Source organism: Streptomyces sp. NPDC037290 (assembly GCF_055603245.1).
The window spans coordinates 299411-321618 of record NZ_JBVJVZ010000005.1; the positions used below are offsets into that span (position 1 = coordinate 299411).

The 22208-nt window shown below is 72.2% G+C and carries 22 protein-coding genes and 1 pseudogene; 14 read left to right on the forward strand and 9 right to left on the reverse strand.

The window, feature by feature from the left end:
- Positions 1–17: 17 nt before the first annotated feature.
- Positions 18–434 carry a hypothetical protein gene (locus ACZ7HQ_RS20020; RefSeq protein ID WP_470991272.1) on the forward strand — a complete coding sequence of 139 codons (417 nt, stop codon included), beginning with the start codon at positions 18–20 and terminating at the stop codon, positions 432–434.
- 60 nt (positions 435–494) lie between these two features.
- On the opposite strand, the gene ACZ7HQ_RS20025 is transcribed toward ACZ7HQ_RS20020, so the two are convergent.
- Positions 495–2009, reverse strand: coding sequence for a CehA/McbA family metallohydrolase (locus ACZ7HQ_RS20025; RefSeq protein WP_470991274.1), 1515 nt, complete (start codon positions 2007–2009; stop codon positions 495–497).
- A 171-nt stretch (positions 2010–2180) separates the two neighbouring features.
- Here ACZ7HQ_RS20025 and ACZ7HQ_RS20030 point away from each other — a divergent pair, with 171 nt between their 5' ends.
- The 3 genes from ACZ7HQ_RS20030 (at position 2181) to ACZ7HQ_RS20040 (ending at position 6297) form a co-directional block, all read left to right on the forward strand.
- Complete coding sequence (locus tag ACZ7HQ_RS20030) at positions 2181–3026, forward strand: LLM class F420-dependent oxidoreductase (RefSeq protein WP_470991276.1); 846 nt, start codon at positions 2181–2183, stop codon at positions 3024–3026.
- 63 nt (positions 3027–3089) lie between these two features.
- Entirely contained in the window at positions 3090–5675 is a 2586-nt protein-coding gene (locus tag ACZ7HQ_RS20035; RefSeq protein WP_470991278.1) for a bifunctional FO biosynthesis protein CofGH, read from the forward strand.
- Positions 5676–5733: 58 nt separating this feature from the next.
- Positions 5734–6297 (forward strand): L,D-transpeptidase family protein, encoded by a 564-nt coding sequence (locus tag ACZ7HQ_RS20040; RefSeq protein ID WP_470991280.1) that lies wholly within the window; start codon positions 5734–5736, stop codon positions 6295–6297.
- Here ACZ7HQ_RS20040 and ACZ7HQ_RS20045 read toward each other — a convergent pair.
- From ACZ7HQ_RS20045 to ACZ7HQ_RS20055, 3 genes are all read right to left on the reverse strand, one after another.
- The gene (locus ACZ7HQ_RS20045; protein WP_470991282.1) at positions 6290–6796 is read right to left on the reverse strand and encodes a DUF2165 domain-containing protein; all 507 of its coding nucleotides are present in this window, start codon (positions 6794–6796) and stop codon (positions 6290–6292) included. The genes ACZ7HQ_RS20040 and ACZ7HQ_RS20045 overlap by 8 nt on opposite strands.
- A 67-nt stretch (positions 6797–6863) precedes the next feature.
- Positions 6864–7052, reverse strand: coding sequence for a DUF397 domain-containing protein (locus tag ACZ7HQ_RS20050; protein ID WP_470991284.1), 189 nt, complete (start codon positions 7050–7052; stop codon positions 6864–6866).
- Positions 7049–7861: a helix-turn-helix domain-containing protein gene (locus tag ACZ7HQ_RS20055; protein ID WP_470991286.1), complete on the reverse strand. Its 813-nt coding sequence runs from the start codon at positions 7859–7861 to the stop codon at positions 7049–7051. The genes ACZ7HQ_RS20050 and ACZ7HQ_RS20055 overlap by 4 nt, the downstream gene beginning before the upstream one ends.
- 487 nt (positions 7862–8348) lie before the next feature.
- On the opposite strand from ACZ7HQ_RS20055, the gene ACZ7HQ_RS20060 reads away from it, so the two are divergent.
- The 3 genes from ACZ7HQ_RS20060 (at position 8349) to ACZ7HQ_RS20070 (ending at position 9826) form a co-directional block, all read left to right on the forward strand.
- Positions 8349–9128 carry a helix-turn-helix domain-containing protein gene (locus ACZ7HQ_RS20060; protein ID WP_470991288.1) on the forward strand — a complete coding sequence of 260 codons (780 nt, stop codon included), beginning with the start codon at positions 8349–8351 and terminating at the stop codon, positions 9126–9128.
- Between the two features lie 291 nt (positions 9129–9419).
- Positions 9420–9569 carry a hypothetical protein gene (locus ACZ7HQ_RS20065; protein ID WP_470991290.1) on the forward strand — a complete coding sequence of 50 codons (150 nt, stop codon included), beginning with the start codon at positions 9420–9422 and terminating at the stop codon, positions 9567–9569.
- Entirely contained in the window at positions 9566–9826 is a 261-nt protein-coding gene (locus ACZ7HQ_RS20070; RefSeq protein ID WP_470991292.1) for a hypothetical protein, read from the forward strand. The genes ACZ7HQ_RS20065 and ACZ7HQ_RS20070 overlap by 4 nt, the downstream gene beginning before the upstream one ends.
- Before the next feature lie 19 nt (positions 9827–9845).
- On the opposite strand, the gene ACZ7HQ_RS20075 is transcribed toward ACZ7HQ_RS20070, so the two are convergent.
- Positions 9846–10868, reverse strand: a complete 1023-nt coding sequence (locus tag ACZ7HQ_RS20075; RefSeq protein ID WP_470991293.1) for an alpha/beta fold hydrolase — start codon at positions 10866–10868, stop codon at positions 9846–9848.
- A 107-nt stretch (positions 10869–10975) separates the two neighbouring features.
- On the opposite strand from ACZ7HQ_RS20075, the gene ACZ7HQ_RS20080 reads away from it, so the two are divergent.
- The 3 genes from ACZ7HQ_RS20080 (at position 10976) to ACZ7HQ_RS20090 (ending at position 13811) form a co-directional block, all read left to right on the forward strand.
- Entirely contained in the window at positions 10976–11722 is a 747-nt protein-coding gene (locus tag ACZ7HQ_RS20080; protein ID WP_470991295.1) for a TetR/AcrR family transcriptional regulator, read from the forward strand.
- A gap of 95 nt (positions 11723–11817) precedes the next feature.
- Positions 11818–12933 (forward strand): ADP-ribosylglycohydrolase family protein, encoded by a 1116-nt coding sequence (locus ACZ7HQ_RS20085; protein WP_470991297.1) that lies wholly within the window; start codon positions 11818–11820, stop codon positions 12931–12933.
- 29 nt (positions 12934–12962) lie between these two features.
- The gene (locus tag ACZ7HQ_RS20090) at positions 12963–13811 is read left to right on the forward strand and encodes an MOSC domain-containing protein (protein ID WP_470991299.1); all 849 of its coding nucleotides are present in this window, start codon (positions 12963–12965) and stop codon (positions 13809–13811) included.
- On the opposite strand, the gene ACZ7HQ_RS20095 is transcribed toward ACZ7HQ_RS20090, so the two are convergent.
- Positions 13812–14069: an acyl-CoA carboxylase epsilon subunit gene (locus ACZ7HQ_RS20095; protein ID WP_470991301.1), complete on the reverse strand. Its 258-nt coding sequence runs from the start codon at positions 14067–14069 to the stop codon at positions 13812–13814.
- Positions 14066–15610, reverse strand: a complete 1545-nt coding sequence (locus ACZ7HQ_RS20100) for an acyl-CoA carboxylase subunit beta (RefSeq protein WP_470992235.1) — start codon at positions 15608–15610, stop codon at positions 14066–14068. The genes ACZ7HQ_RS20095 and ACZ7HQ_RS20100 overlap by 4 nt, the downstream gene beginning before the upstream one ends.
- Positions 15611–15874: 264 nt before the next feature.
- Here ACZ7HQ_RS20100 and ACZ7HQ_RS20105 point away from each other — a divergent pair, with 264 nt between their 5' ends.
- Positions 15875–16540 carry a LuxR C-terminal-related transcriptional regulator gene (locus ACZ7HQ_RS20105; RefSeq protein WP_470991303.1) on the forward strand — a complete coding sequence of 222 codons (666 nt, stop codon included), beginning with the start codon at positions 15875–15877 and terminating at the stop codon, positions 16538–16540.
- Between the two features lie 73 nt (positions 16541–16613).
- Here ACZ7HQ_RS20105 and fabG read toward each other — a convergent pair whose 3' ends face one another.
- Positions 16614–17375 (reverse strand): 3-oxoacyl-ACP reductase FabG, encoded by a 762-nt coding sequence (gene fabG, locus ACZ7HQ_RS20110; protein WP_470991305.1) that lies wholly within the window; start codon positions 17373–17375, stop codon positions 16614–16616.
- Between the two features lie 193 nt (positions 17376–17568).
- Between fabG and dmpI the strand changes: the two are divergent.
- From dmpI to ACZ7HQ_RS20125, 3 genes and pseudogenes are all read left to right on the forward strand, one after another.
- Positions 17569–17802 (forward strand): annotated as a pseudogene (dmpI, locus tag ACZ7HQ_RS20115) (4-oxalocrotonate tautomerase DmpI); the annotation flags it as partial.
- A 133-nt stretch (positions 17803–17935) separates the two neighbouring features.
- Positions 17936–18970 carry a phosphotransferase family protein gene (locus ACZ7HQ_RS20120; RefSeq protein WP_470992238.1) on the forward strand — a complete coding sequence of 345 codons (1035 nt, stop codon included), beginning with the start codon at positions 17936–17938 and terminating at the stop codon, positions 18968–18970.
- Positions 18971–19019: 49 nt separating this feature from the next.
- The gene (locus tag ACZ7HQ_RS20125) at positions 19020–20234 is read left to right on the forward strand and encodes an acyl-CoA dehydrogenase family protein (RefSeq protein WP_470991307.1); all 1215 of its coding nucleotides are present in this window, start codon (positions 19020–19022) and stop codon (positions 20232–20234) included.
- A 438-nt stretch (positions 20235–20672) separates the two neighbouring features.
- On the opposite strand, the gene ACZ7HQ_RS20130 is transcribed toward ACZ7HQ_RS20125, so the two are convergent.
- Positions 20673–22196, reverse strand: coding sequence for an FAD-dependent monooxygenase (locus tag ACZ7HQ_RS20130; RefSeq protein ID WP_470991309.1), 1524 nt, complete (start codon positions 22194–22196; stop codon positions 20673–20675).
- Positions 22197–22208: the final 12 nt, after the last annotated feature.

Below are 22208 nucleotides of genomic sequence, written 5' to 3' on the forward strand. Positions count from 1 at the left end.
ACCACCGACACCGGAACATGAACCCCGCATCGAACCCCGCCCCGCACCCTCCGGACCGCACCGACGACGAGCTGGCCCGGCTCGACATCTCCGTCCTGCTCCGCTACGGCCTCACAGCACCGCCCGGCCCCCGGCGCACCGCCCTGTTCGGCGACGGCGTCGCGGGCGCGGCCGTGCTGCTCGACCGCCTCGGCACCCAGCCGCGCTCGGTGGCCTTCCTCGCCGACACCGTCCGTGCCGGCGGCCTCGCCTACGCCGCCGGGCTCGCCGAGCCGCTGCCGCGCCCGGAGGCGGCGGCTGTCGTACGCGACTGGCTGGCTGCCGGCACCGAGCTGGCGGCCGGTGTCGCCGCCGACGACACCGCCGCCCGCTGGCTGCGTGCCGTGGCGACGGTCATCGAACTGCGCCGGCGGACGAGGCCCGCGGGAAGCTGACCGGGAAGACCGCGTCCGCCGGCCAGTTGGTGGGCTCCAGCAGGCCGTAGCCGCAGCAGATCAAGCAGCCCCGAGGAAGACCGGGTTGGTGAGGGCGGCCGGCGCCCCCGGCACCGGTCCCGCCGCCGTCTCGTGCCGTAGCTCCGCGCGCACGTACGCCGCGTAGGCGGGGGTGGTCTGCCACTCGACGGTGCCCGTGCCCGACACCGGCAGCGGGTCGCTGGTGAACAGCACGCCCTGGTCGGTGACGAAGCGGACGGAGCAGCGCGGGGCGCCCGAGACCTCCAGCCGGACCGTCACGGGCGTGTCGGCGGCCACGGCCAGTCGCTCGCCGATGCCCGCCCGCTGCCCGCGCCCGCCGGTCACCGTGAAGGCGAGGGTGACGTTCTTCGACTCGGCCACGTACGAGCGTCCCGCGCGGATGCCTTCCTGGATGGCCTCCCGGGTCAGGTCGTCGGCGAGCACGACCGTCTGGGGACTGCCGACGGCGTCCGGGTCGCGGTGGGCGTCGCTGTTGCCCATCGCCGGGAGCCAGGCCCGTCCCTGCCGCACGGAGGCGACCAGCTGGTTGTCCCAGTCGGCCAGCGTCACCTCGTCGTCCGGGGTGTAGGGGCCGTTCCACACCTCCACGGCGTCCGCCTCGCCGAAGCCGAACTTCCAGCCGCAGCCGACACAGGTGGCGTGCGGGTGGGCGGGGACGACCAGGCCGCCGGCCCGGCGGATGTCCCGCGCGAAACGGGCCCAGCGGTTGTCCCGGGCCCGGTAGCGCCAGTCCACGAACGTGCCGGGCTCGGTGCCGAGGGCCAGCACGTGGCCGTTGCGGGTGGTGACCTCCTCGCCGAGCATGATCAGGAGGTCGTCACCGGCCTGGTCCGCCCAGTGGGGGTGCGCGGAGTGGGTGTTGTGGTCCGAGGAGTTGATGAAGTCCAGGCCCGCCGCCCACGCGAGGGCCGCGATCTCGGCCGGGGTGCGGCGGCCGTCGGAGTACCAGGAGTGCAGGTGGCAGTCCCCCCGGTACCAGTCACGGCCCCGCCCCTTGGCCCGGGAGGGCGGGTACACCGGCCGCGGGGTCTCACCCGCCTCGCCGTAGGTCAGCGTGATCGTCAGCTCGTACGTCAGGCCCTGGGGCGCCACCGTGTAGGGGCCGAGCGCGACGTACCAGGTGCCCTCCCGCACCGGGCCGGGGATGTAGCCGGGCGTGGCGTCGTCGGCGCGGACGAAGAACTCCGTGCGGGCGCCGCCCGACCAGCCCCGGAATCCCCGGCCGCCCAGCTCGGTGCCCCGCTCGTCGAAGAGTCCGATGTCGAGTGCGTTGCCCTGGGTGCCGGCCGGGACCGGCGGCTTGTCGTAGGTGTAGGAGACCTTGATCTCCCGTACGCCGGCGGGAACTTCGACCGGTACGTACACGAAGTCGGGGGAGCCGGGTGGCAGGGTGCCGTGTGCCGTCCGGGTCTCCTGGCGCTGACCGTCCGCCGCTGCGAAGCTCACGCTTCCCAACGTAAGGGCAGCGGCGGCGCCCGTCACGAACAGCGTGCGTCTGCCGATGCCGTGTGCCTGGTCGGTGTCTTCACCCATGGTGGTCACTCTCCCGTCGGGGCGTGAACTGCCGTGGAAGGGAAGGGAATTGGCAGACGACTATGTGTCATGCACGCGACGTCACGGCAAGAGGGCAAGGGGGTGAACAGGACAGGGAAAGGCCGACCAGTCGGTATGGACAGGGGCGGCCCGGCCCGCTACAGATGGGCCATGCGCATCGCCGTCACCATCTTCCTCACCGACGAGACCATCGGGCCGGTGCGACTCGCCCGCGAACTCGAGCAGCGCGGCTACGCCGGCCTCTACCTCCCCGAGCACACCCACATCCCCGTGGAGCGCGCGACACCGTACCCGGCCGGCGGCGACCTGCCCCGCGAGTACGGCCGCACCCTCGACCCCTTCGTCGCCCTCGGCCAGGCCGCGGCCGTCACCGAGCGCCTCGGCCTCGGCACGGGCGTCACCCTGGTCGCCCAGCACGACCCCATCGCCCTGGCCAAGCAGATCGCCACCCTCGACCACCTCTCCGGCGGCCGTCTCACCCTCGGTCTCGGCTACGGCTGGAACGTCGAGGAGGCAGCCGACCACGGCGTGGAGTGGCGCACGCGCCGCGAACTGGTCCGGGACCGGGTGCGGCTCATGCAGGCCCTGTGGGCCGGGGAACCGACCTCCTACGACGGCGAGTACGCCGCCGTACGGGCCAGCCACGCGCACCCCAAGCCCGTACGGAAACCGCGCGGCCCGGTCACCGGCCCCCGCACCCTCGTCGGCGGCGCCGCCGGGCCGAAGCTGTTCGCGCACATCGCCGAGTACGCCGACGGCTGGCTGCCGATCGGCGGCCGGGGCCTGACCGAGTCCCTGCCGGTACTGCGCTCGGCCTGGGCGGACGCGGGGCGCGACCCGGCCGGGCTGCAGGTGGTCCCGTACGCGGTCCAGCCCACCCCGGGCAAGCTGGCCCATTACGCGGAGTTGGGCATCGAGGAGGCCGTACTGCAGTTGCCGCCGGCGGGGGAGGCGGAGGTGCTGGGGGTGCTGGACGAGTACGGAAGCTTTCTGTAGGCCGGGCTTCCGGTGGCCGGGCGTAGCCCCTTGCTCTGATCACCCCGAACGTATGGTTGAGGGATGACGACTTCCGCGACCTCCGGAACCGGACCGACCGAGAACTCCCTGCGTCGCGCCCTCAAACGCGCCCGGGACGGCGTCGCCCTCGACGTCGCCGAGGCGGCGGTGCTGCTCCAGGCCCGCGGCGAGGACCTGACCGACCTCACCGCGTCCGCCGCCCGGGTACGCGACGCGGGTCTCGAACAGGCGGGCCGGCCCGGCGTCATCACGTACTCGAAGAGCGTCTTCATCCCCCTGACCCGGCTGTGCCGGGACAAGTGCCACTACTGCACGTTCGTCACCGTCCCCGGCAAACTGCGCCGCGCCGGCCACGGAATGTTCATGTCCCCGGACGAGGTGCTGGACATCGCCCGCAAGGGCGCCGCCCTCGGCTGCAAGGAAGCCCTGATCACCCTGGGCGACAAGCCGGAGGACCGCTGGCCCGAGGCGCGCGAGTGGCTCGACGCGCACGGTTACGACGACACCATCGCCTACGTCCGTGCCATCTCCATCCGCATCCTGGAGGAGACGGGCCTCCTGCCCCACCTCAACCCGGGCGTGATGACGTGGACGGACTTCCAGCGCCTCAAGCCGGTGGCCCCCTCCATGGGCATGATGCTGGAGACGACCGCGACCCGCCTGTGGTCCGAGCCCGGCGGCCCGCACCACGGCTCCCCCGACAAGGAACCGGCCGTACGGCTGCGGGTGCTGGAGGACGCCGGCCGCTCCTCCGTCCCCTTCACCTCGGGCCTGCTGATCGGCATCGGGGAGACGTACGAGGAGCGCGCCGAGTCGATCTTCGCCCTCCGCAAGGTCTCCCGGGCCTACCACGGCATCCAGGAGCTGATCATCCAGAACTTCCGCGCCAAGCCGGACACGGCGATGCGCGGCATGCCGGACGCCGAACTGGACGACCTGGTCGCCACGGTGGCCGTGGCCCGGCACATCCTGGGCCCCTCCGCCTGTCTGCAGGCCCCGCCGAACCTGGTCGACAGCGAGTACGAGCGGCTGATCGGCGCGGGCATCGACGACTGGGGCGGGGTGTCACCCCTGACCATCGACCACGTCAACCCCGAACGCCCCTGGCCCCAGATCGAGGAACTGGCCGCGAAGTCGGCCGCGGCGGGCTTCGTCCTGCGTGAACGCCTCTGCGTCTACCCGGAGTTCGTCCGCCGTGGCGAACCCTGGCTGGACCCGCGGCTGCGCCCCCACGTGAGCGCGCTGGCCGACCCGGCGACGGGCCTCGCCCTCCCGGACGCGCCGGTCGAGGGCCGCCCGTGGCAGGAGCCGGAGGAGTCCTTCGCGCCGGCCGGCCGCACCGACCTGCACCGCACGATCGACACCGAGGGCCGCACCGCCGACCGGCGCGACGACTTCGACGAGGTGTACGGCGACTGGGAGGCGCTGCGCGAGGCGGCCGCCCCCGGCATGGCGCCCGAGCGCATCGACACCGACGTACGGCAGGCGCTGCGCACCGCGGCCGACGACCCGACGCGCCTGACCGACGCCGAGGCCCTGGCCCTCCTCCACGCGGACGGCCCGGCGCTGGACGCGCTGTGCCGGGTGGCCGACGACGTGCGCCGGGCGGCGGTCGGCGACGACGTGACGTACATCGTCACCCGCAACATCAACTTCACCAACGTCTGCTACACCGGCTGCCGCTTCTGCGCCTTCGCGCAGCGCAGGACGGACGCGGACGCGTACACGCTCTCCCTCGCACAGGTCGCGGACCGCGCCCAGCAGGCCTGGGACGTGGGCGCGGTCGAGGTGTGCATGCAGGGCGGCATCCACCCGGACCTGCCCGGGACGGCGTACTTCGACATCGCGAAGGCGGTGAAGTCCCGCGTCCCGGGCATGCACGTGCACGCCTTCTCCCCGATGGAGGTGGTGAACGGCGCGACCAGGACGGGCATGTCCATCCGCGAGTGGCTGACGGCCGCCAAGGAGTCCGGCCTGGACACCATTCCCGGCACGGCGGCGGAGATCCTGGACGACGAGGTCCGCTGGGTGCTGACCAAGGGCAAGCTGCCCACGGCCACCTGGATCGAGGTGGTGAAGACGGCCCACGAGCTGGGCATCCGCTCCTCCTCGACGATGATGTACGGCCATGTCGACCAGCCCCGCCACTGGCTCGGCCACCTGCGCACGCTGGCCCGCATCCAGCGCGAGACGGGCGGCTTCACGGAGTTCGTCACCCTCCCCTTCATCCACACGAACGCGCCGGTGTACCTGGCGGGCATCGCCAGGCCGGGCCCGACGACGAGGGACAACCGGGCGGTGACGGCGATGGCCCGTCTGCTCCTGCACCCCTGGATTCCCAACATCCAGACAAGCTGGGTCAAACTGGGCACAGAGGGTGCGGCGGAGATGCTGCGCTCCGGCGCAAACGACCTCGGCGGGACCCTGATGGAGGAGACGATCTCCCGCATGGCGGGCTCGTCGTACGGCTCGTACAAGTCGGTCCGCGACCTGGTGGCCGTGGCCGAGGCGGCCGGCCGCCCGGCGAAGCCGCGCACCACGCTCTACGGCGCGGTCCCGGAGGAACGGCAGCGGGCCGCGGAGGCCTCCGACGGCCACCTGCCGGATCTGCTCCCCGTCCTGGACTGAGTACGATGATCCGACCCCTGACCTGAGAAGGGGCCCCGTAGCGGAGGAGATGCGTCCCGTGGCTGCCCGACTGCCCTCGTGGGCCTGGGTCACCGGTCTGACGGCGGGAGCGACCGCGGTCGTCGTCGCCCTCGCCGTGCAGGCGGACCACGGGCCGCATCCCACGGCCGCCGTGGCCGAGCCGCACGCGTCGGCGTCGGCGGGCGCCCACGCGTCCCCCGCACCCCACTCCCCGGCGCCGCCCGCCCTGCCGGCCGCGTCGGGCGCGGGGCGCCGGATCGTCTACTCGCTCACCGAGAAGCGGGTGTGGCTGGTCGACGCGGCGGGGAAGCCGGCCCGCACGTTCCCGGTGTGGCCGGGCACGGTGAGCCCGCAGCCCGGCCGCTACTCGATCACCCTGCGCACCCCGTCCCTCAAGGGCTCGGACGGCGTCGAGATCGAGCACGTCATGTACTTCACCAAGACCGAGGGCGTGAACATAGCCTTCTCCAACGCCCTGGACGGCTCCTCGCCGCCGCCGGCGGACGGCAAGAAGCTGGGCGGCATCCGGATGCACAAGGAGGACGGCGCCGCCCTGTGGTCCTTCGGCGATCAGGGCACCAGGGTGGCGGTCGTCAGCTAGCCGGCCCCTGCCGGGCGGGCAACTGGTTGACGATCAGGGCGACTCCGCTGAGCAGGAAGATCCGGGTCGCGGCCTCCAGTCCGTTCCAGGTCTTGGACTGCCACATCGAGAACCACTCACCGCCGATCGCGATGAACCCGGCCCCGAAGAGCAGCACCAGCATCAGCAACCCGTAGGTGGAGACGCGCCGGGCGACGTCGTCCTTCCGCCACGCCCACAGCCAGGTCCCCCAGATCAGCACCAGGGCGGCCACGGTCTCCCACACGATGATCGCGACGTACGCCGTGTCCTGGAGCGCGGTACTGGTGACGGCCCGCCACATCAGATCCGGGTCCTTGAACGTGGTGTCCATCGCCAGCACATGCCGTACGAACTGCTGGTTCGTCCCGAAGTCGGTGATGTTCCCGAGGGCGACCAGGGCGATGTAGAGGGCGAGTATGCCGGTGAGCACACCGGCGGCCAGGCCGAGGCCGGAGTTACGTGTGGGGGTGGTGGTCATGGCTGAATTCTCCCTCGGCGAGGGCCCGGTCAGCGCGTGGGCATTGCGCCAGAATGATCCGAGCACGCTACGCCGAGTGAGCGGCGAAGCCGAGGAACTCCGTCCAGGTGGCGCCGTTGACGGCGAGTTGGGTGCCGTCGTCGGTCTTGGAGTCGCGGATGTGGACGGCGGCGGGGGTTATGGCTACTTCGACGCAGTCGGGGCCGTCAGCGCTGCTGTAGCTGCTCTTGAACCACGTCAGCGTGGAGGTGGTCATGCTTCGTCTCCCAGCACTTTCTCGATGAACGCCATCGACTCCCGGGGCGGGAGAGCCTGTGCTCGGATCATTCCATAGCGCATGTCGAGGATCTGTACTTCCCGGGGGTCGCTGACCACTCTGCTGTGCAACTGGACTTCCAAGTGTCCCAGTGTCTTGCCGCTGCGGAGCTTCAGCAGTCGGATGGGTCCGCTCAGCCCGGCATGATCCTGCCGGTCCGTAGGCATCACCTGGATCTCCACATGTGGCAACTTGCCGACATCCAGGAGGTGTTCCAGCTGCCGACGTAGAACCGCTTTGCCCCCGACCGGCCTTCGCAGGGTCACCTCCTCCTGAACGAACGTGATCAGCGGGCGCGGCACCCGGGCGAAGACTGACTTCCGCGCCATGCGCGCTGCGACGAGCCGCTCGATCTCGTCCTCCGTGTACGACGGACGCCGCAGCGTGTACACCGCCTGGGCGTACTCAGCCGTCTGCAACAAGCCATGGATGTGGGAGCTGACGTAAGCCCCCATCTCAACGGCCTCGTCCTCCAGCTTCTTCAGGTCCCGGACCTTCTTCGGATACCGGGCCTTCTCCACGTCCTCCTTCATCGCGGCCAGCTTCCCGCCCGCGCCCAGCACTTCGTCTGCCGCGTCGAGGAACTCGGGCTGCGGTGTACGCACGGCGCGCTCCACCGCCGACACCAGATCTGCGCCGTACCCGATCCGCGCCCCCAACTCCCCCTGATGCAGCCCGGCGGCCTCGCGCCACAGCCTGATCTGCCGCCCGACCGCCCTGAGTACGGCCTCGGCCTCCTCGTCCTCCACCCTCGCCCTTCCTCACGTACGTGCCGTATGAGCACGCCGGCCACCCGGCCAGTCACGCTGCGTACCGTGGTCGTCGCTGTTCAGAGTAGGGAGGGACGGCCACGCTGGGTGACGTGAATGAGAAAACCTGCCTCAGGATCCAGCTCGACTCCGTATCGAGGTGACCGGCCCCCGGGGCGACCGGGTCCCGTGTCTCCCCGACCCGGTGGCCGAGGGGTGCATGGGCCGAACTCGTACCGGGTCGCGGCGGTCCATGACCCGGTGGTTCCCGACCCCAAAAGACCAAAGGACCGGGGAAAGAACCGAACCCACCCCCACCGCCCCCGTCGCTCACTCGCCGGAGTGAATATGCCCAACGCAAGTGGCGCGGCAGGGCAGTTGTGGTGCAGCGTCAGGGACGACAACACGTCCACACATGCATCGGCCCCCGCCGGGACTGGCATCCCAGTGCGAGGGCCTGATCACCGAGGAAGAGGAAACCTTCCCGATGACTGACAAGCAGCCTAACGTGCCCGCGCGTCCGAGGACCCGCCGTTCCTCCGGTGTCACCCACGTGAACGAACCCCACCACGACAACTTCACCGTGGTCGGCAATCACCTGGCCCAGCATCCCGAGCTGTCCCTGGTGGCCATCGGCCTGGCCCTGCACATCCAGTCGTTGCCGGAGGGCGCACCGATCGGCATCAAGACGCTGGCGGCGAAGTTCCCCGAGGGTGAGATCCGGATCGCGGCGGCCCTGCGCGAGCTGGAGGAACACGGATACCTCGCGCGCCCCAGGGAGCGTCTTCAATCGGGGCAAGTGACGACCCGGACGATCTCGTACAACAAGCCGAGGGCCGCGCTGGCAGCCGCGGCCCCGGTTGCCCCCGAGCCCGCCGCCGCTCCGAAGGCTCCCGCGCCACCCGGCGGGGCCACCGAACTGCTCGCCGGGCTCCGGGCCCATGACTCCCGTCTGCTCCTGACCGAACGGGACGTCCAGCGCCTGGCACCGGCCGTCTCCGAGTGGCTGGAGCGAGGAGTACCACCCACCGCCCTGGTGCGCACCCTGACGAGCGGCCTGCCCCAGGACCCGATCAAGCACCCGGCGGCCTTCCTGCGACACCGCCTCACCGCCCAACTGCCGCCCCACCTCCCGGCCGCGCCACCCCGCCCGGCACAGCACCGCCCATCGCCCCTCCAGACCTGCGACGGCTGCGACCGGGCCTTCCGCGCCCCTGGACCGGGCCGGTGCCGCGACTGCCGTATGTCGTCCGCGGCCGTGGCATGAACGCCGCGTCACCGTCCTACCGTCGAGTCCACCGGTACCGTACGAGGACTGAGCCACTCGCACCGAAGGTCACCGTGAGCGCCCAGACCGACGGCCCGTACGGACCGCTGATCCCCATGCCCGAGCTGACGCCGGACGCGTTGCGGGCGGCGGTCGCGCGCATCGCTCCGAGTCGGATTCCGGCGCTGACGCAGCACCTCTTCGAGGCCACGACCAACGCCCAGCAGACCCAGAGTCTCGCGCCGCTGCGTGCCTTCGTCCTCCCCCAGAGGGGGTACCCCCACCTGGGCCGTGTTCATCGCCATCGAACGGCATCCGGACCGGACTGCGCGCCTGCGCGAACTGGAGCGCATCGTGGATGCCGGGGAGCAGGACCCCGCGGCGGCCATCGCGGAGATCCGCGCGATCCGCGAGGCGGCCGAGGCGGAGGCCGGGCTGTGACGGACGGGGCCTGGGACTACAACCCGAGCGCCGAGTACGTCACCGGAGGGCTCCCGCCGGGAGCCGTGGCGGAGGTGGAGCGGCTCGCGACCGAGCCGGCCGCCCTGGGTCACGACGCCGTCAAGGTGGGTCGGCCGATCGACCGCGAGGGCGGGCTCCGCGAGTTCGACATCCTCGGCGGCCGCGGTTTCATCAGCTTCCTCGCCGTGCCCCGCCACGAGTGCGTCTACGTCTGCAATGTGACCTGGTACGGCTGACCCGCACTGGCGGCAGGGGTCAGCGCACCGCCTCGCCCGTCACCACCGGCCGTACCTTCGTCAGCAGCAGGTTCAGGAACTGGTCGGGGTGGCGGAACGACGCGAAGTGGCTCGCCTCGGGGATGAGGGCGAAGTCCTTCAGCGGGGCGGTGAGAGCCTCGTAGAAGCGGCGGGCCGGTTCCGGTGGGGTGAGGACGTCGCTCTCGCCCTGGAACAGGAAGACGGGGAGGCGGAAGGCGGTGCCCTCGGCGTACTCGTCGATCCTCATCGCCTGGGGGCCCAGCGGCTCCGAGAAGGTCTGGGCCTTCAGGTAGGCCCGCAGGTCGCGCAGGGTGTGGAGCGGGGAGAACCACAGGGAGCGGATCACGACCGTCTTCATGGTGTCGTAGGTCAGGGGGTCGGTCGTGACCACCGTCTTCGCGTACTCCGCCCACTCGTGGGCCGACCAGGCGGCGCGGTCCGGCCCCATCGCCGTCATCTGCGCCAGCTGCTTCTTCTTGCCCGCCTCCGCCAGGCGGGCCAGCAGCTCCTCGTAGCCGGAGGTGTCCCGGCCGCCCGCGACGATGTTCTGGTCGGTGCCGATGTACGCCGAGTACCGCTCGGGGTGGTTGCGGGCCAGCCGGAGGCCGGTGACCGTGCCGAAGCTGTTGGCGAGCAGGACGAGCCTGTCCACGCCCATGCGGGTGCGGATGTGGTCCGTGACCTCCAGGGCGTCCTGGTAGAGGCGGTCGAGGGTCAGCTCACCCTGGCCCTCGGGGCCGCCCGCCGTGAAGGTCCGGCCGGCGCCGCGCATGTCCCAGCGGACGATCGTGAAGTGCCGCTCCCAGGCGCGGGTGCGCGACATGAAGATGAGGTTGGAGGAGCCGGGGCCGCCGTGGATCTCCAGGATCACGGGGTTCGTCCGGTCCTCGCCGCGGATGGAGATCCACTGGTCGATGCCGCCGATGCGGACGTACGAGGACTCGTCGATGCCGAGGGGCGTGGTGATCGCCAGCTTCTTGGCGAGGGCGCGGCGCTTCAGGGCGCGGTAGGTGAGCAGCATGGTGTTCCCCCTAAACTGTTTACTGCGTCAGCTGTTGTGCTTACGGTATATACAGTTGTTCGGCGGAGTCAACCGGCTACCGCACCCACGTCGACGGAAGGGGTCTCATGGCGGGACGGAACAAGGAACAGCAGCAGGACGGGCCCCGCGACGCCCGGGCGGCCCTCGCGCTGTTGTGGGGCGAGCAGGAGAAGCCCACCCGCGGGCCCAAGCCGAAGCTCACCCCGCAGCGCATCGCCGCGGCCGCCGCCGAACTCGCCGACGCCGAGGGGCTGGACGCGGTGTCCATGAGCAAGGTGGCGGGCGGCTTCGGGGTCTCGGCGATGGCGCTGTACCGGTACGTCCCCGGCAAGGCCGAGCTCGTCGAGCTGATGGTCGAGTCGGTGCTGGCGAAGGCGCCGGATCTGTCGGGGGTACGGGAGGGCGACTGGCGGGCGGCCGTACGGGAGTGGACACGGCAGTGCGCACGCGTCTACGCGGCCCACCCCTGGCTGCTCGGCGCCACCGCGATGCGCCGCCAGATCATGGGGCCCTGCCAGCTGCGGTGGCTGGACGCGGCGCTCGCCGCCCTGGAGCCGACCGGTCTGGACGGCGGCCGGCGCCACCAGGTCTTCCTGCTGCTCATCGGTCTCGTCCGCAACCTCGCCCAGCAGCACAGCGACCACGACGAGGAGCGGGACCAGGAGTGGAACCGGCTCTCGGGCGAACTGCTCGCCCGGCACGCCGACCGCTTCCCGGCCCTCGCCAAGGCCGTCGCCGAGGGGGCCTTCGAGGCGGGCGGCCCCGATCCGCTGGAGTTCGGGCTGGACCGGATTCTCGACGGGGTCGAAGCGCTCGTAGCTGGGCGGGAATGACCGGCGGGGGGTGATTTGCCCCTGTGAACGGACCGTTCGCCGTCGATTACAGTGCCTAGCGTCGTACGGACGGACGATGCCGTGAGGAGGTCTCGATGAGTGCGACGTCCGGCGCCGTCTGGGGCCGAGCCGAGCAGCAGGACTTCCGCAGCAGGGTGCGCGGCACCCTGCTCGGGGCCGCCGTGGGCGACGCGCTGGGCGGGCCCGCCGATCCGCTGTCCCTGGAGGAGATCCGGGCCGCCTACGGCCCCGAGGGCCTGCTCGACCTAGCCTTCGGACACGGGCGGCGCGGCACCGTCACCCACCACACCCAGCTCACGCTGTTCACCGTCGACGGGCTGATACGCGCCCAGGTACGGCGGGACACCGGCGCCTGGCATCCGCCGACCGATCTGCACCGGGCCTATCTGCGCTGGGCGGCGACCCAGCGGGACTGGGGACCCGACGAGCGCCGCAAGGACGACGGCTGGCTCGCGCGGGAGGAGTGGCTGTACGCCCGCCGCGAGCCGACCCGGGCGCTGCTCGTCGGGTTCGGCGACGAGACCATGGGCACGCTGGAGTCACCGAGGAATCCCGGGGAGCTGGGCCCGGAGGCCGTGGCCCGGTCGGCGCCGTTCGGGCTGCTGGTCGGCTGGGAGCCGCAGCTGGTCGCGCAGCTGGCGGTGGAGTGCGCGGCCCAGAGCCACGGGCACCCGATCGCCTACCTCTCGGCGGGCGCGTACGCCGTGATCGTGCACGCGCTGGCGCGCGGCGAGAGCCTGGACGGCGCCGTGCAGCGGGCCCTCGCCCTGCTCGCCGCCCGGCCGGGCCATCAACCCGTCTCGGACGCCCTGCAGCATGCCCTGGGGGCGGTGCGGCAGGGGATTCCCAGCCCGACGCGGGTGGAGGAGCTGGCGGGCGACGGTACGGCGGACGGGCTGCTGGCGGCGTCCGTGTACTGCGCGCTGGTGGGGGAGGACGTACGGCACGGGCTGTGTCTGGCCGTGAACCAGAGCGGGCCGTCGGCGGCGGCGGGCGCGCTGACCGGTGGTCTCCTCGGCGCCCTGCACGGCGAGACGGCCCTCCCGCCGGGATGGCTGGTGGAGCTGGAGGGCCGTCCCACGGTGCTGGAACTCGCCGACGACTTCGCGATGGAGATGACCCAGGGACCCGCGCTGCACGGTCCCGCGGGGTCCACGCCGGGGTGGCTGGCCCGCTACCCGCGGGCGTGAGCCGGATGACCGCGGGAGTGCGTCCGCCCATGGGAAGCGTCAGCGCCCTGTACCGGTACCCGGTGAAGTCCATGCTCGGTCAGGCACTGACCGACGCGCTGGTCACCGGACGCGGGCTGCACGGAGACCGGGCGGCCGCCGTCCTCGACGAGGCGGGCACGGTCGGCAGCGCCAAACACCCCCGTAAATGGGGCCCGTTGCTCACCTGCCGCGGCAGGACGGCCGCCGACCTGACGATCACCGTGGAACTGCCGGACGGAACGGTCCTGCCCGTCGGCAGCCCCCACCTCGACGCCCGGTTGTCCGCACTGCTGGGCCGTCGTGTCGCCGTGTCCGCCACCCCGCCGGACCACGGGGGCACCCTGGAGCGGGCCGTCCCCGACTACCACGGCGGGCTCCCCGACCGGCTGCGCGCCACCGCGTCGACCGACACCACCGGTACGGCCATCACCTCCGGCAGCGTGGCACCGGGAACGTTCTTCGACTTCGGCACGGTCCACCTCGTCACCACCGCGACCCTGGCCCGGCTGCGCTCCGCCTGCCCGGCCGGGGACTTCGACCCCCGCCGCTTCCGCCCCAACCTCGTCATCGACACCGCATCGGAGGCGGGTTTCGTCGAGGACGCCTGGATCGGCACCCACCTGCGCGTCGGCGAGGCCGTCCTGCGCCCCCGGGTGCCCACACCCCGCTGTGTGGTCCCCACCCTCGGCCAGGACGGCCTCCCACCCGACCCCCGCATCATGCGCACCGTCGCGAGCGAGCACCGCGTACCGGTCTTCGACCTCGGCCGGCTCGCCTGCGTCGGCGTGTACCTGGACGTCGTGGAACCCGGCCCGGTGCGCGTCGGCGACCCGGTCACCCGAGCGAACGGCTCCTGATCAGCACCACCGTGCGGACAGCGGCGCCGCGGTTTCCCGGGGGCGTGGGGGTCCCGCCCGCCAGGTGCCCGCCGCCAGGTGCCGGGCGGGACTGCCCCAGGCCGCTCGGGCGGGGCCTGCGGGCGGGCGGTCCCGCGCGGTGGCGCGGCGGGCGGCCACGGCGTGCAGCACGGCCAGCACCGCGGCGAGTTCATCGGCGTCGGCGCTGCCGCGCACCAGCCGCACGGTGAGCGGCGGCGAGGGCTGTGCGGCACTCATACCGGCTGGTTCCCGTGCTTGCGCTCGGGCAGCCGGGCGTGCTTGGCGCGCAGCATCCGCAGCGACCTGATCAGTACCTCCCGGGTGCGCCGGGGATCGATGACGTCGTCGACGAGGCCCCGTTCGGCCGCGTAGTACGGGTGCATCAGTTCCTCCTTGTACTCCGCGACGCGCCGCGCCCGGGCGAGGTCCGGGTCGTCGGCGGCGGCGATCTCCCGGCGGAAGACGACATTGGCGGCGCCCTCGGCGCCCATCACGGCGATCTCGTTGGTGGGCCAGGCGAAGGACAGGTCGCAGCCGATGGAACGGGAGTCCATGACGATGTAGGCGCCGCCGTACGCCTTGCGCAGCACCACGGAGATTCTGGGCACGGTGGCGTTGCAGTACGCGTACAGCAGTTTCGCGCCGCGCCGGATGATCCCGTCGTGCTCCTGGTCGGTGCCGGGCAGGAAGCCCGGTACGTCCACCAGGGTCACCAGCGGGATGTTGAACGCGTCGCAGAACTGCACGAACCGGGCGCCCTTCTCGGAGGCCGCGATGTCCAGGGCGCCGGCGCTCGCCAGCGGCTGGTTGGCGACGACGCCGACGACCTGGCCGCCGAGCCGGGCCAGGGCGACGATCAGGTTGGGCGCCCAGCGCTCGTACAGCTCGAAGAAGTCGCCGTCGTCGACGACCTCCTCGATCACCCGGCGCATGTCGTACGCCTGGTGCGGGCCGGCCGGGACCAGGTCGAGCAGGGCGTCACCGCTGCGGTCGACGGGGTCGTCGCTCACCTCGTCGGGCGGCAGCTCGCGGTTGTTGGCGGGCAGCAGCGACAGCAGGTGGCGCACGTCCTGGAGGCACGACTCCTCGTCGTCGTGCAGGAAGGCGGAGACGCCGGAGCGCGCCGAGTGCACGTCGGCGCCGCCGAGTTCGTCGTGGCCGACCCGCTCGCCGGTGACGGCGTGCACCACGTCGGGACCGGTGATGTACATCTGCGCGGTGCCGCGCACCATGAACACGAAGTCGGTGAGGGCGGGCGAGTATGCCGCGCCGCCGGCGCACGGGCCGAGGATCACACTGATCTGCGGGATCACCCCGGAGCAGCGCACGTTGCGGGTGAAGATGCCGCCGTACCCGGCGAGCGCGGTCACCCCTTCCTGGATACGGGCGCCCGCCCCGTCGCTGAGCGCGACCAGGGGCGCCCCGGCGGCCTCGGCCATGTCCATGATCTTGTGGATCTTCTGGGCGTGGGCTTCGCCGAGCGCGCCGCCGAAGACCCGGAAGTCGTGTCCGTACACGAAGACCTGGCGGCCGTCGACGGTGCCCCAGCCGGTGACGACGCCGTCGCCGTGCGGCTTCTTCGCCTCCAGGCCGAAGCCGGTGGCCCGGTGCCGGCGCAGGCCCTCGACCTCGGTGAACGAGCCCTTGTCCAGCAGGAGCCCGAGGCGTTCGCGGACGGCGAGCTTGCCGCGGGCGTGCTGCCGCTCGGTGGCCGCCGGATCGGGCCCCGCCGCCAATCGCTCCTGGAAGGAGGCCAGTTCGCCCAGGCGCTCGTGCATGGAGGGCGCGGTCTGCATCGGGAACTCCCTTTCTACACAGCGGAATGCAGGTATCGGCCCACGCTAGGCGGACGGCCTGCCCGGAAAACAGGACGCGCGTCGGAAGTGCAATTCCCCGGAGTCTTTGGAGACAAGCCGGCCGCGTCCATGAGAAATACCTTCAGAAACACTTGGAACGTTTCCGCGTCTCCCTGGTTGCATTCCCCGTCCGAGCCCTCCCGCAGGTCGTTAACTTCGGTTTCCGGTACGTCGAGAGGAGTCGCGATGGCAGAACCCGCACCGATGTCCACGTCCCTGTCCGCCCGCCAGGTCGCGGTGATCGCCGATCCGTTCCCGGTCTCCCGCACCGCCGTGGCCTCACTGCTCCGCCACTCCGGCGCGGTCGACGACGCACAGGAGGCGCCGACCCGGCAGGACGCGCTCGACCTGGTACGCCGGCTGGGGGCGGACATCCTGGTGACCGAGGTCGATCTGACGGCCCGGGGCGACGGCGTGCAGCTGTGTCAGCAGGTCAAGGGCCTCGCCCGGCCGCCGACCGTGCTGATGTTCACCGGCGCCGACGACCCCGCGGTGATCGCCGCCTGCCTGGCCGGCGGGGCCGACGGCTTCGTCCACCGCACGGCGTCGCCGGAGCGGCTCGTACGGGCCGTGGAGGCCCTCGCGGCAGGACGGTCCGTCTGGTACCTGCGCGAGCACGCCCAGGGTGCCCCGGCCGGCGACGCACCGCTGCGCGTCGCCGGGATGACCGCTCGCGAGCAGCAGATCCTCGGCCTGCTGCTGAGCCGGTACTCGAACGACGAGATAGCCGCCGAGCTCCATCTGGCCCGGCAGACCGTCAAGAACCACGTCAGCAGCGTCCTCGGCAAGCTCGGCGTGGCGAACCGGCGTGAGCTGCTGGCCGGCCGGGGCGCACTCGCCGCCGCCTGCTGACGCCGGGCGGTACGAAAGAAGGAGCCGGACGGGACACGTCCGGCTCCTTCCGTCTGCAACGGGATCGACGGGATCAGCAGAGCGGGCCGCCGGCGACGTACAGGACCTGGCCGGAGACGAAGCCCGCCTGCTCGCTGACGAAGAAGGAGACGGCCTGGGCGACGTCGTCGGGCGTGCCGACCCGCCGCACCGGGATCCCGGCGGCGCCCCTCTCCTTGAACTGCTCGAAGGTGATGCCCATCCGCTCGGCCGTGGCGGCGGTCATGTCGGTCGCGATGAAGCCGGGTGCCACGGCGTTGGCGGTGATCCCGAACTTGCCGAGCTCCAGGGCGAGGGTCTTGGTGAAGCCCTGCAGACCGGCCTTGGCCGCCGCGTAGTTGGCCTGGCCGCGGTTGCCGAGCGCGGAGGACGAGGAGAGGTTGACGATCCGGCCGAAGCCCGCGTCCACCATGTGCTTCTGCGTGGCGCGCGCCATCAGGAACGCGCCCCGCAGATGGACGTCCATGACGGTGTCCCAGTCGGCGCCGGTCATCTTGAACAGCAGGTTGTCCCGCAGGACGCCCGCGTTGTTGACGAGGACGGTCGGCGCGCCGAGCCGGCCGGCCACCTCGTCGACGGCGGCGGCCACCTGCGCCTCGTCGCGGACGTCCGCCCCGACGGCCAGCGCCTGGCCGCCACCGGAGGTGATGCGCTCCACGGTACGGGCGCAGGCCGACGCGTCCAGGTCGAGCACCGCGACCGCGTACCCGTCGGCGGCGAGACGTACGGCGGTGGCCGCTCCGATACCGCGGGCCGCTCCGGTCACGACGGCGGTGCGCTGCTGGGTGGTGGACATCAAGTCACTGCCTTTCGGGGAAGGTTCGGCGGTCCGGTTGTAGTTCCTCCGTTATTCCCCGGGAATTTAGTCATTCCGTACCGTGCGGCGAGGCCCGGTGTCTCCAACGAAACACGGTGCGGGCACCTAGGAGTCATTCTCCTTGAAAGCACGTCCGGGTGCGGCCTAGCGTTTTCGTCATACCGAGGCCGCCGCCGAAAAAATGGTGGGGCCGGAATTCAGCACACTCCCCCGGAGGTTGGACATGCCCATCGTGACCGTGCAGCAGGGCCCGCGCGACGTCGAGCTCAAGCGTGACCTGGTCGCCCGCATCACGGACGCCTTCGTCGACGCCTACAAGATCCCCGCGGAGACGGTCCAGGTGTGGATCCAGGAGGTCCCGGCGGACAGCTGGGGCGCCGCGGGCAAGCTCACCGCCGACAACTGACCCTCCCCCTTCCCCCTTCCCCCGGTCACGGTCCCGGACGCCTTCGTCGGCGCCGGGACCGTGGCGTACGGACACCCCTTCCCCAGCCCCGGCAGAAACGGAGAGCACCGTGCGGGACAGCACGACGACGACCATGCCGCCGCCCGCCGCCCTCGACGGCATCGACCCCGAGCGCCTCGCGCACTGGCTCGACCTCCACCTGCCGGGCCGCGGCCCGCTGGGCGAGGTGCGGCCCCTGGCCGGCGGGCGGTCCAACCTGACGTACCGGCTCTCCTGGGGCGGGCACAGCCTGGTGCTGCGCCGGCCCCCGCTCGGCCATGTCCTCGCCACCGCGCACGACATGGCGCGCGAGTACCGGGTGCTGCGGGCGCTCGGCCCGATGGGCGTGCCCGTGCCACGGACCTACGCGCTGTGCGAGGACCCGGACGTACTCGGTGCCCCGTTCTACGTGATGGGCCTCGCCGAGGGCATCACCTACCGCAGCGACGCGGAACTCGCGCCGCTCGGACCGCGGTCGGCCGAGCGCACCACCCATGCGCTGGTCGACACGCTGGCCCGTCTGCACCGGGTGGACCCGGAGCAGGCGGGCCTCGGTGACTTCGGCCGCCCGGAGGGCTTCATGGCCCGGCAGGTACGGCGCTGGCGCCGCCAGTGGGACGCCTCGCGCACCCGGGACGTGGAGGGCGCGGACGCGCTCAACGACCGTCTCGCGGCGAGCTGTCCGCCCTCGGGGGCGGTGGCGGTCGTACACGGCGACTACAAGCTCGACAACGTGCTGCTCGACCGGGCGGACCCGGGCCGGGTCACCGCGGTGCTCGACTGGGAGATGTCCACGCTCGGCGACCCGCTGGCCGACCTGGGAATGCTCTGCATGTACTGGGACGGCTTCGCCGGCATCGCCCGCTCGCCGGTCGCCTCACCCGGCACGCTGCCCGGCTGGCCCGGCCGCGACGCGCTGGTCGAGCGGTACGCCACGCACCGCACGGCCGGGCTCGAACGGCTCGGCTGGTACACGGCGTTCGCCTTCTACAAGATCGCGGCGATCCTGGAGGGCATCCACTGCCGCACCGTGCAGGGCCTCACCGTCGGCGAGGAGTCCGCGAACCTCGCCGACGCCGTCCCGCTGCTCGTGGCCCGCGGCCACGAGGCCCTGGACGCCGCCCGCTGAGACCGTCCCCGCTGACCCTGACCTCCTCACCCTGCAACGGAGTTGCCTGATGGATTTCGCGTACGACGCCCTGACCGAAGAGCTGCGCGCCAGGATGCTCGCCTTCCTGAACGAACACGTGCTGCCCGCTGAGCCCGTCTTCCACGCCCAGCACGCCGCCGGCCACCCATGGGGGCGGCCCCAGGTGCTGCGGGACCTCAAGGACGAGGCGCGCCGGCAGGGCCTGTGGAACCTGTTCCTGCCCGACGAGCGGTTCGGCGCGGGGCTGACCAATCTGCAGTACGCGCCGCTCGCCGAGATCACCGGACGCAGCCCCTTCATCGCGCCGGAGGCCGTCAACTGCGCGGCCCCCGACACCGGCAACATGGAGGTGCTGGCCCTGTTCGGCACCCCCGAGCAGCAGGACCGCTGGCTCAAGCCGCTGCTCGACGGCTCGATCCGGTCGGCGTTCTGCATGACGGAGCCGGAGGTCGCCTCCTCGGACGCCGCGAACATCGCCACCCGCATCGAACGGGACGGCGACAGCTACGTCATCAACGGCCGCAAGTGGTGGTCGTCGGGGGCGATGGCGCCGGAGTGCGAGCTGCTGGTCGTGATGGGCAAGACAGACCCGGACGGGCCGCGTCACCGGCAGCAGTCGATGATCCTGGTGCCGCGGGACACCCCCGGGGTGCGCGTCGAGCGCGGCGTGCACGTCTTCGGCTACACCGACGGGCCGCACGGCGGGCACGGCGAGGTCGTCTTCGACAACGTCCGGGTGCCGGCCCGGAACATCATCGCGGGGGAGGGCGAGGGCTTCGCCATCGCCCAGGCCCGCCTCGGGCCCGGCCGCATCCACCACTGCATGCGGCTGATCGGCATGGCCGAGCGCGCGTTCGACCTCATGTGCGAGCGCACCAGCCGCCGGGTCGCCTTCGGCCGGCCCCTCGCCGAGCAGGGTGTGGTCCGAGAGTGGATCGCCGAGGCGCGCGTGCGCATCGAACAGGCCCGGCTGCTCGTGCTGAAGACGGCCTACCTGATGGACACGATCGGCAACAAGGGGGCCCACACCGAGATCCAGGCCATCAAGATCGCGGTGCCCGCGATGGCCGAGTGGGTCATCGACAAGGCCATCCAGGCACACGGCGGCGGCGGGGTCTCCCAGGACTTCCCGCTGGCGGAACTGTGGGCCCACGCCCGCACCCTGCGGCTGGCCGACGGTCCCGACGAGGTGCACCGTGCCTCACTGGCCCGCCGCGAACTGCGCCGCTACCGAGACGCGTAGGGCTCCGCCCGGTCCGCCGCTTCCCCACCGAGCCGGACTCCCGCACCACCTGAGGGTGACGCGGAAGTCCGGCTCGATGCTGTGCGCCGGGTGCCGGGTGCCGGGTGCCCGGTGTCGGGTGCCTGGTGCTGGGTGTCGGGTGTCAGGGTGCCGATGTCGGGGGCGAGGCCGTATTCCGGTGGCAGGTGTCGGCGTGGGCCTTCAGTCCCAGGCCACCCGGCCGAGCAAGCTCGCCGTCCACACCGAACCTGCGTGCCGTCACCAGCCTGCGTGGCACCCGCACCCGCGCCGGCCCCCGCACCCGCACCCGCGCCGGCCCCCGCACCCACACCCACACCCACAACGACACACGACACCGGCACCGCACATGCCACAGCGACCTGGCGGGGCCAGGTCGCTGGAGCGGGGGCGGGGGCCGGGCCGGCCCGGGCGGTGGGGTCAGCGGGCGGCCCCCGCGGGGGTGTGTCCGAACAGACCGGAGCCGTTCAGCCAGGCGGGGAGCCCGCTGTCGTCGAGCCGTCCGCACCAGGCGACGACCCCGTCGGCGCGCACCACCACGGCCGCCTCGGAGCGGGAGCCCAGCGCCGAGCGCACCGCGGGCGAGGGCACCCGTACGACGTCCAGACCGGGATGTGTGTCCCACCGGGCCGTCAGCCGGTCGGCGGTCGCCGACGAGGAGGGGGCGAGCAGCAGCAGGCAAGGACGCGCGGGATCGAGCAGCCCATGGAGCCACCGCCCGTCGGGCAACCGCACATCGGGCAGCCGTAGCCCCGCCCGCAGCCTGCCGTGGCGCTGCTGCGTCCCGGGGTAGGCGAGCGTGAGCTGGGCCTGGCGGGGCACGACGATCCGGTCGAGCAGCCCGGCGGCCTGGGCGATCCCGATCGCGACGTCACGCAGCCGGCGCCGCCACCCCTTCAGCATCCACAGCCGGGTCTGCAGATCGGTGTCGTCCACCACGCCCTGGGCCACGTGCCGGCGCTCGCGGGCCCAGTCGTCGAGCACGGTCGGCTGCTGCGCGCCGCCCACCACCTGTGCCAGCCTCCAGCCCAGCGAAGAGGCGTCCTCCAGGCCGGTGTTGAGGCCCTGGCCCCCCGCAGGACTGTGGATGTGGGCCGCGTCCCCGGCGATCAGCACCCGGCCGGTGCGGAAGTCCTCCGCGGCCCGGCGGTGGACCCGGAACACTCCGGTGCGCGGCTCGCCCAGCAGACGCAGCGGCACCGGGCAGCGTGCGGCCGCGGCCTCCTGCACGAGGCGCCGGGCGTCGTCGACCGGCGTGTCGGGGGCGACGCTCACGAAGACCCGGTACAGGCCGCCCGGCAGCCCGACCACCACCAGGACGCCGGACGGGGTCATGAAGTAGTGCGCCTCGTCGTGCGCGAGAGGCGTCTCGCACTCCCCGTCGGCCAGCAGGAACTGCTGGGGGTAGGACGCGCCGGCGAAGGGGACGCCGAGGGCCTTGCGCACCGTGCTGTGCGCGCCGTCGCAGCCCACGAGCCAGGAGCACGACTCGGTCCAGGACGTGCCGCCCGCGGACAGCTCCAGATCCACACCGTCCGCCGTCTGGCTCAGGTTCGCCAGCCGCACCCCGAACTCGATCTTTCCGCCCAGGGCCTCGAACCGGTCCCGCAGCACCGCCTCGGTCTCTTCCTGGGGCAGGGACAACGCGTAGGGGTAGCGGGTGCCGGAGAGCTTGTCGAAGCGGGTGCGGGCCAGCCTGCGGCCCCCGGAGTGGTAGTTCTGCGCCCGGATGACGTGTCCGCGCGCCACGATCTCGTCCGCCACCTTGATCCTGCCGAGGGCCTCTATGCCCCGGGGCCACATGATGATGGCCTTGGCGTGGGGGTGCGGACGCTCCTCCTGCTCGATGACCCGTACGGCGACGCCCCGCTGCAGGAGGTCCGCCCCGAGGGTCAGGCCGACCGGTCCGGCGCCGACAATCACCACGTCCGATGGCTGTGTCATGGTCGTCTCCTC

Excerpts from the sequence above, each read along its gene's own strand:
- ACZ7HQ_RS20045 (WP_470991282.1), bottom strand. The coding sequence starts at position 6,796 with ATGACCACCACCCCCACACGTAACTCCGGCCTCGGCCTGGCCGCCGGT.
- ACZ7HQ_RS20020 (WP_470991272.1), top strand. The coding sequence starts at position 18 with ATGAACCCCGCATCGAACCCCGCCCCGCACCCTCCGGACCGCACCGAC.
- ACZ7HQ_RS20090 (WP_470991299.1), top strand. The coding sequence starts at position 12,963 with ATGGGAAGCGTCAGCGCCCTGTACCGGTACCCGGTGAAGTCCATGCTC.
- ACZ7HQ_RS20105 (WP_470991303.1), top strand. The coding sequence starts at position 15,875 with ATGGCAGAACCCGCACCGATGTCCACGTCCCTGTCCGCCCGCCAGGTC.
- ACZ7HQ_RS20030 (WP_470991276.1), top strand. The coding sequence starts at position 2,181 with ATGCGCATCGCCGTCACCATCTTCCTCACCGACGAGACCATCGGGCCG.
- ACZ7HQ_RS20050 (WP_470991284.1), bottom strand. The coding sequence starts at position 7,052 with ATGACCACCTCCACGCTGACGTGGTTCAAGAGCAGCTACAGCAGCGCT.
- ACZ7HQ_RS20025 (WP_470991274.1), bottom strand. The coding sequence starts at position 2,009 with ATGGGTGAAGACACCGACCAGGCACACGGCATCGGCAGACGCACGCTG.
- ACZ7HQ_RS20085 (WP_470991297.1), top strand. The coding sequence starts at position 11,818 with ATGAGTGCGACGTCCGGCGCCGTCTGGGGCCGAGCCGAGCAGCAGGAC.
- ACZ7HQ_RS20060 (WP_470991288.1), top strand. The coding sequence starts at position 8,349 with ATGACTGACAAGCAGCCTAACGTGCCCGCGCGTCCGAGGACCCGCCGT.
- ACZ7HQ_RS20130 (WP_470991309.1), bottom strand. The coding sequence starts at position 22,196 with ATGACACAGCCATCGGACGTGGTGATTGTCGGCGCCGGACCGGTCGGC.
- ACZ7HQ_RS20075 (WP_470991293.1), bottom strand. The coding sequence starts at position 10,868 with ATGCTGCTCACCTACCGCGCCCTGAAGCGCCGCGCCCTCGCCAAGAAG.
- ACZ7HQ_RS20080 (WP_470991295.1), top strand. The coding sequence starts at position 10,976 with ATGGCGGGACGGAACAAGGAACAGCAGCAGGACGGGCCCCGCGACGCC.
- ACZ7HQ_RS20035 (WP_470991278.1), top strand. The coding sequence starts at position 3,090 with ATGACGACTTCCGCGACCTCCGGAACCGGACCGACCGAGAACTCCCTG.
- ACZ7HQ_RS20100 (WP_470992235.1), bottom strand. The coding sequence starts at position 15,610 with ATGCACGAGCGCCTGGGCGAACTGGCCTCCTTCCAGGAGCGATTGGCG.
- ACZ7HQ_RS20120 (WP_470992238.1), top strand. The coding sequence starts at position 17,936 with ATGCCGCCGCCCGCCGCCCTCGACGGCATCGACCCCGAGCGCCTCGCG.
- ACZ7HQ_RS20095 (WP_470991301.1), bottom strand. The coding sequence starts at position 14,069 with ATGAGTGCCGCACAGCCCTCGCCGCCGCTCACCGTGCGGCTGGTGCGC.
- ACZ7HQ_RS20125 (WP_470991307.1), top strand. The coding sequence starts at position 19,020 with ATGGATTTCGCGTACGACGCCCTGACCGAAGAGCTGCGCGCCAGGATG.
- fabG (WP_470991305.1), bottom strand. The coding sequence starts at position 17,375 with ATGTCCACCACCCAGCAGCGCACCGCCGTCGTGACCGGAGCGGCCCGC.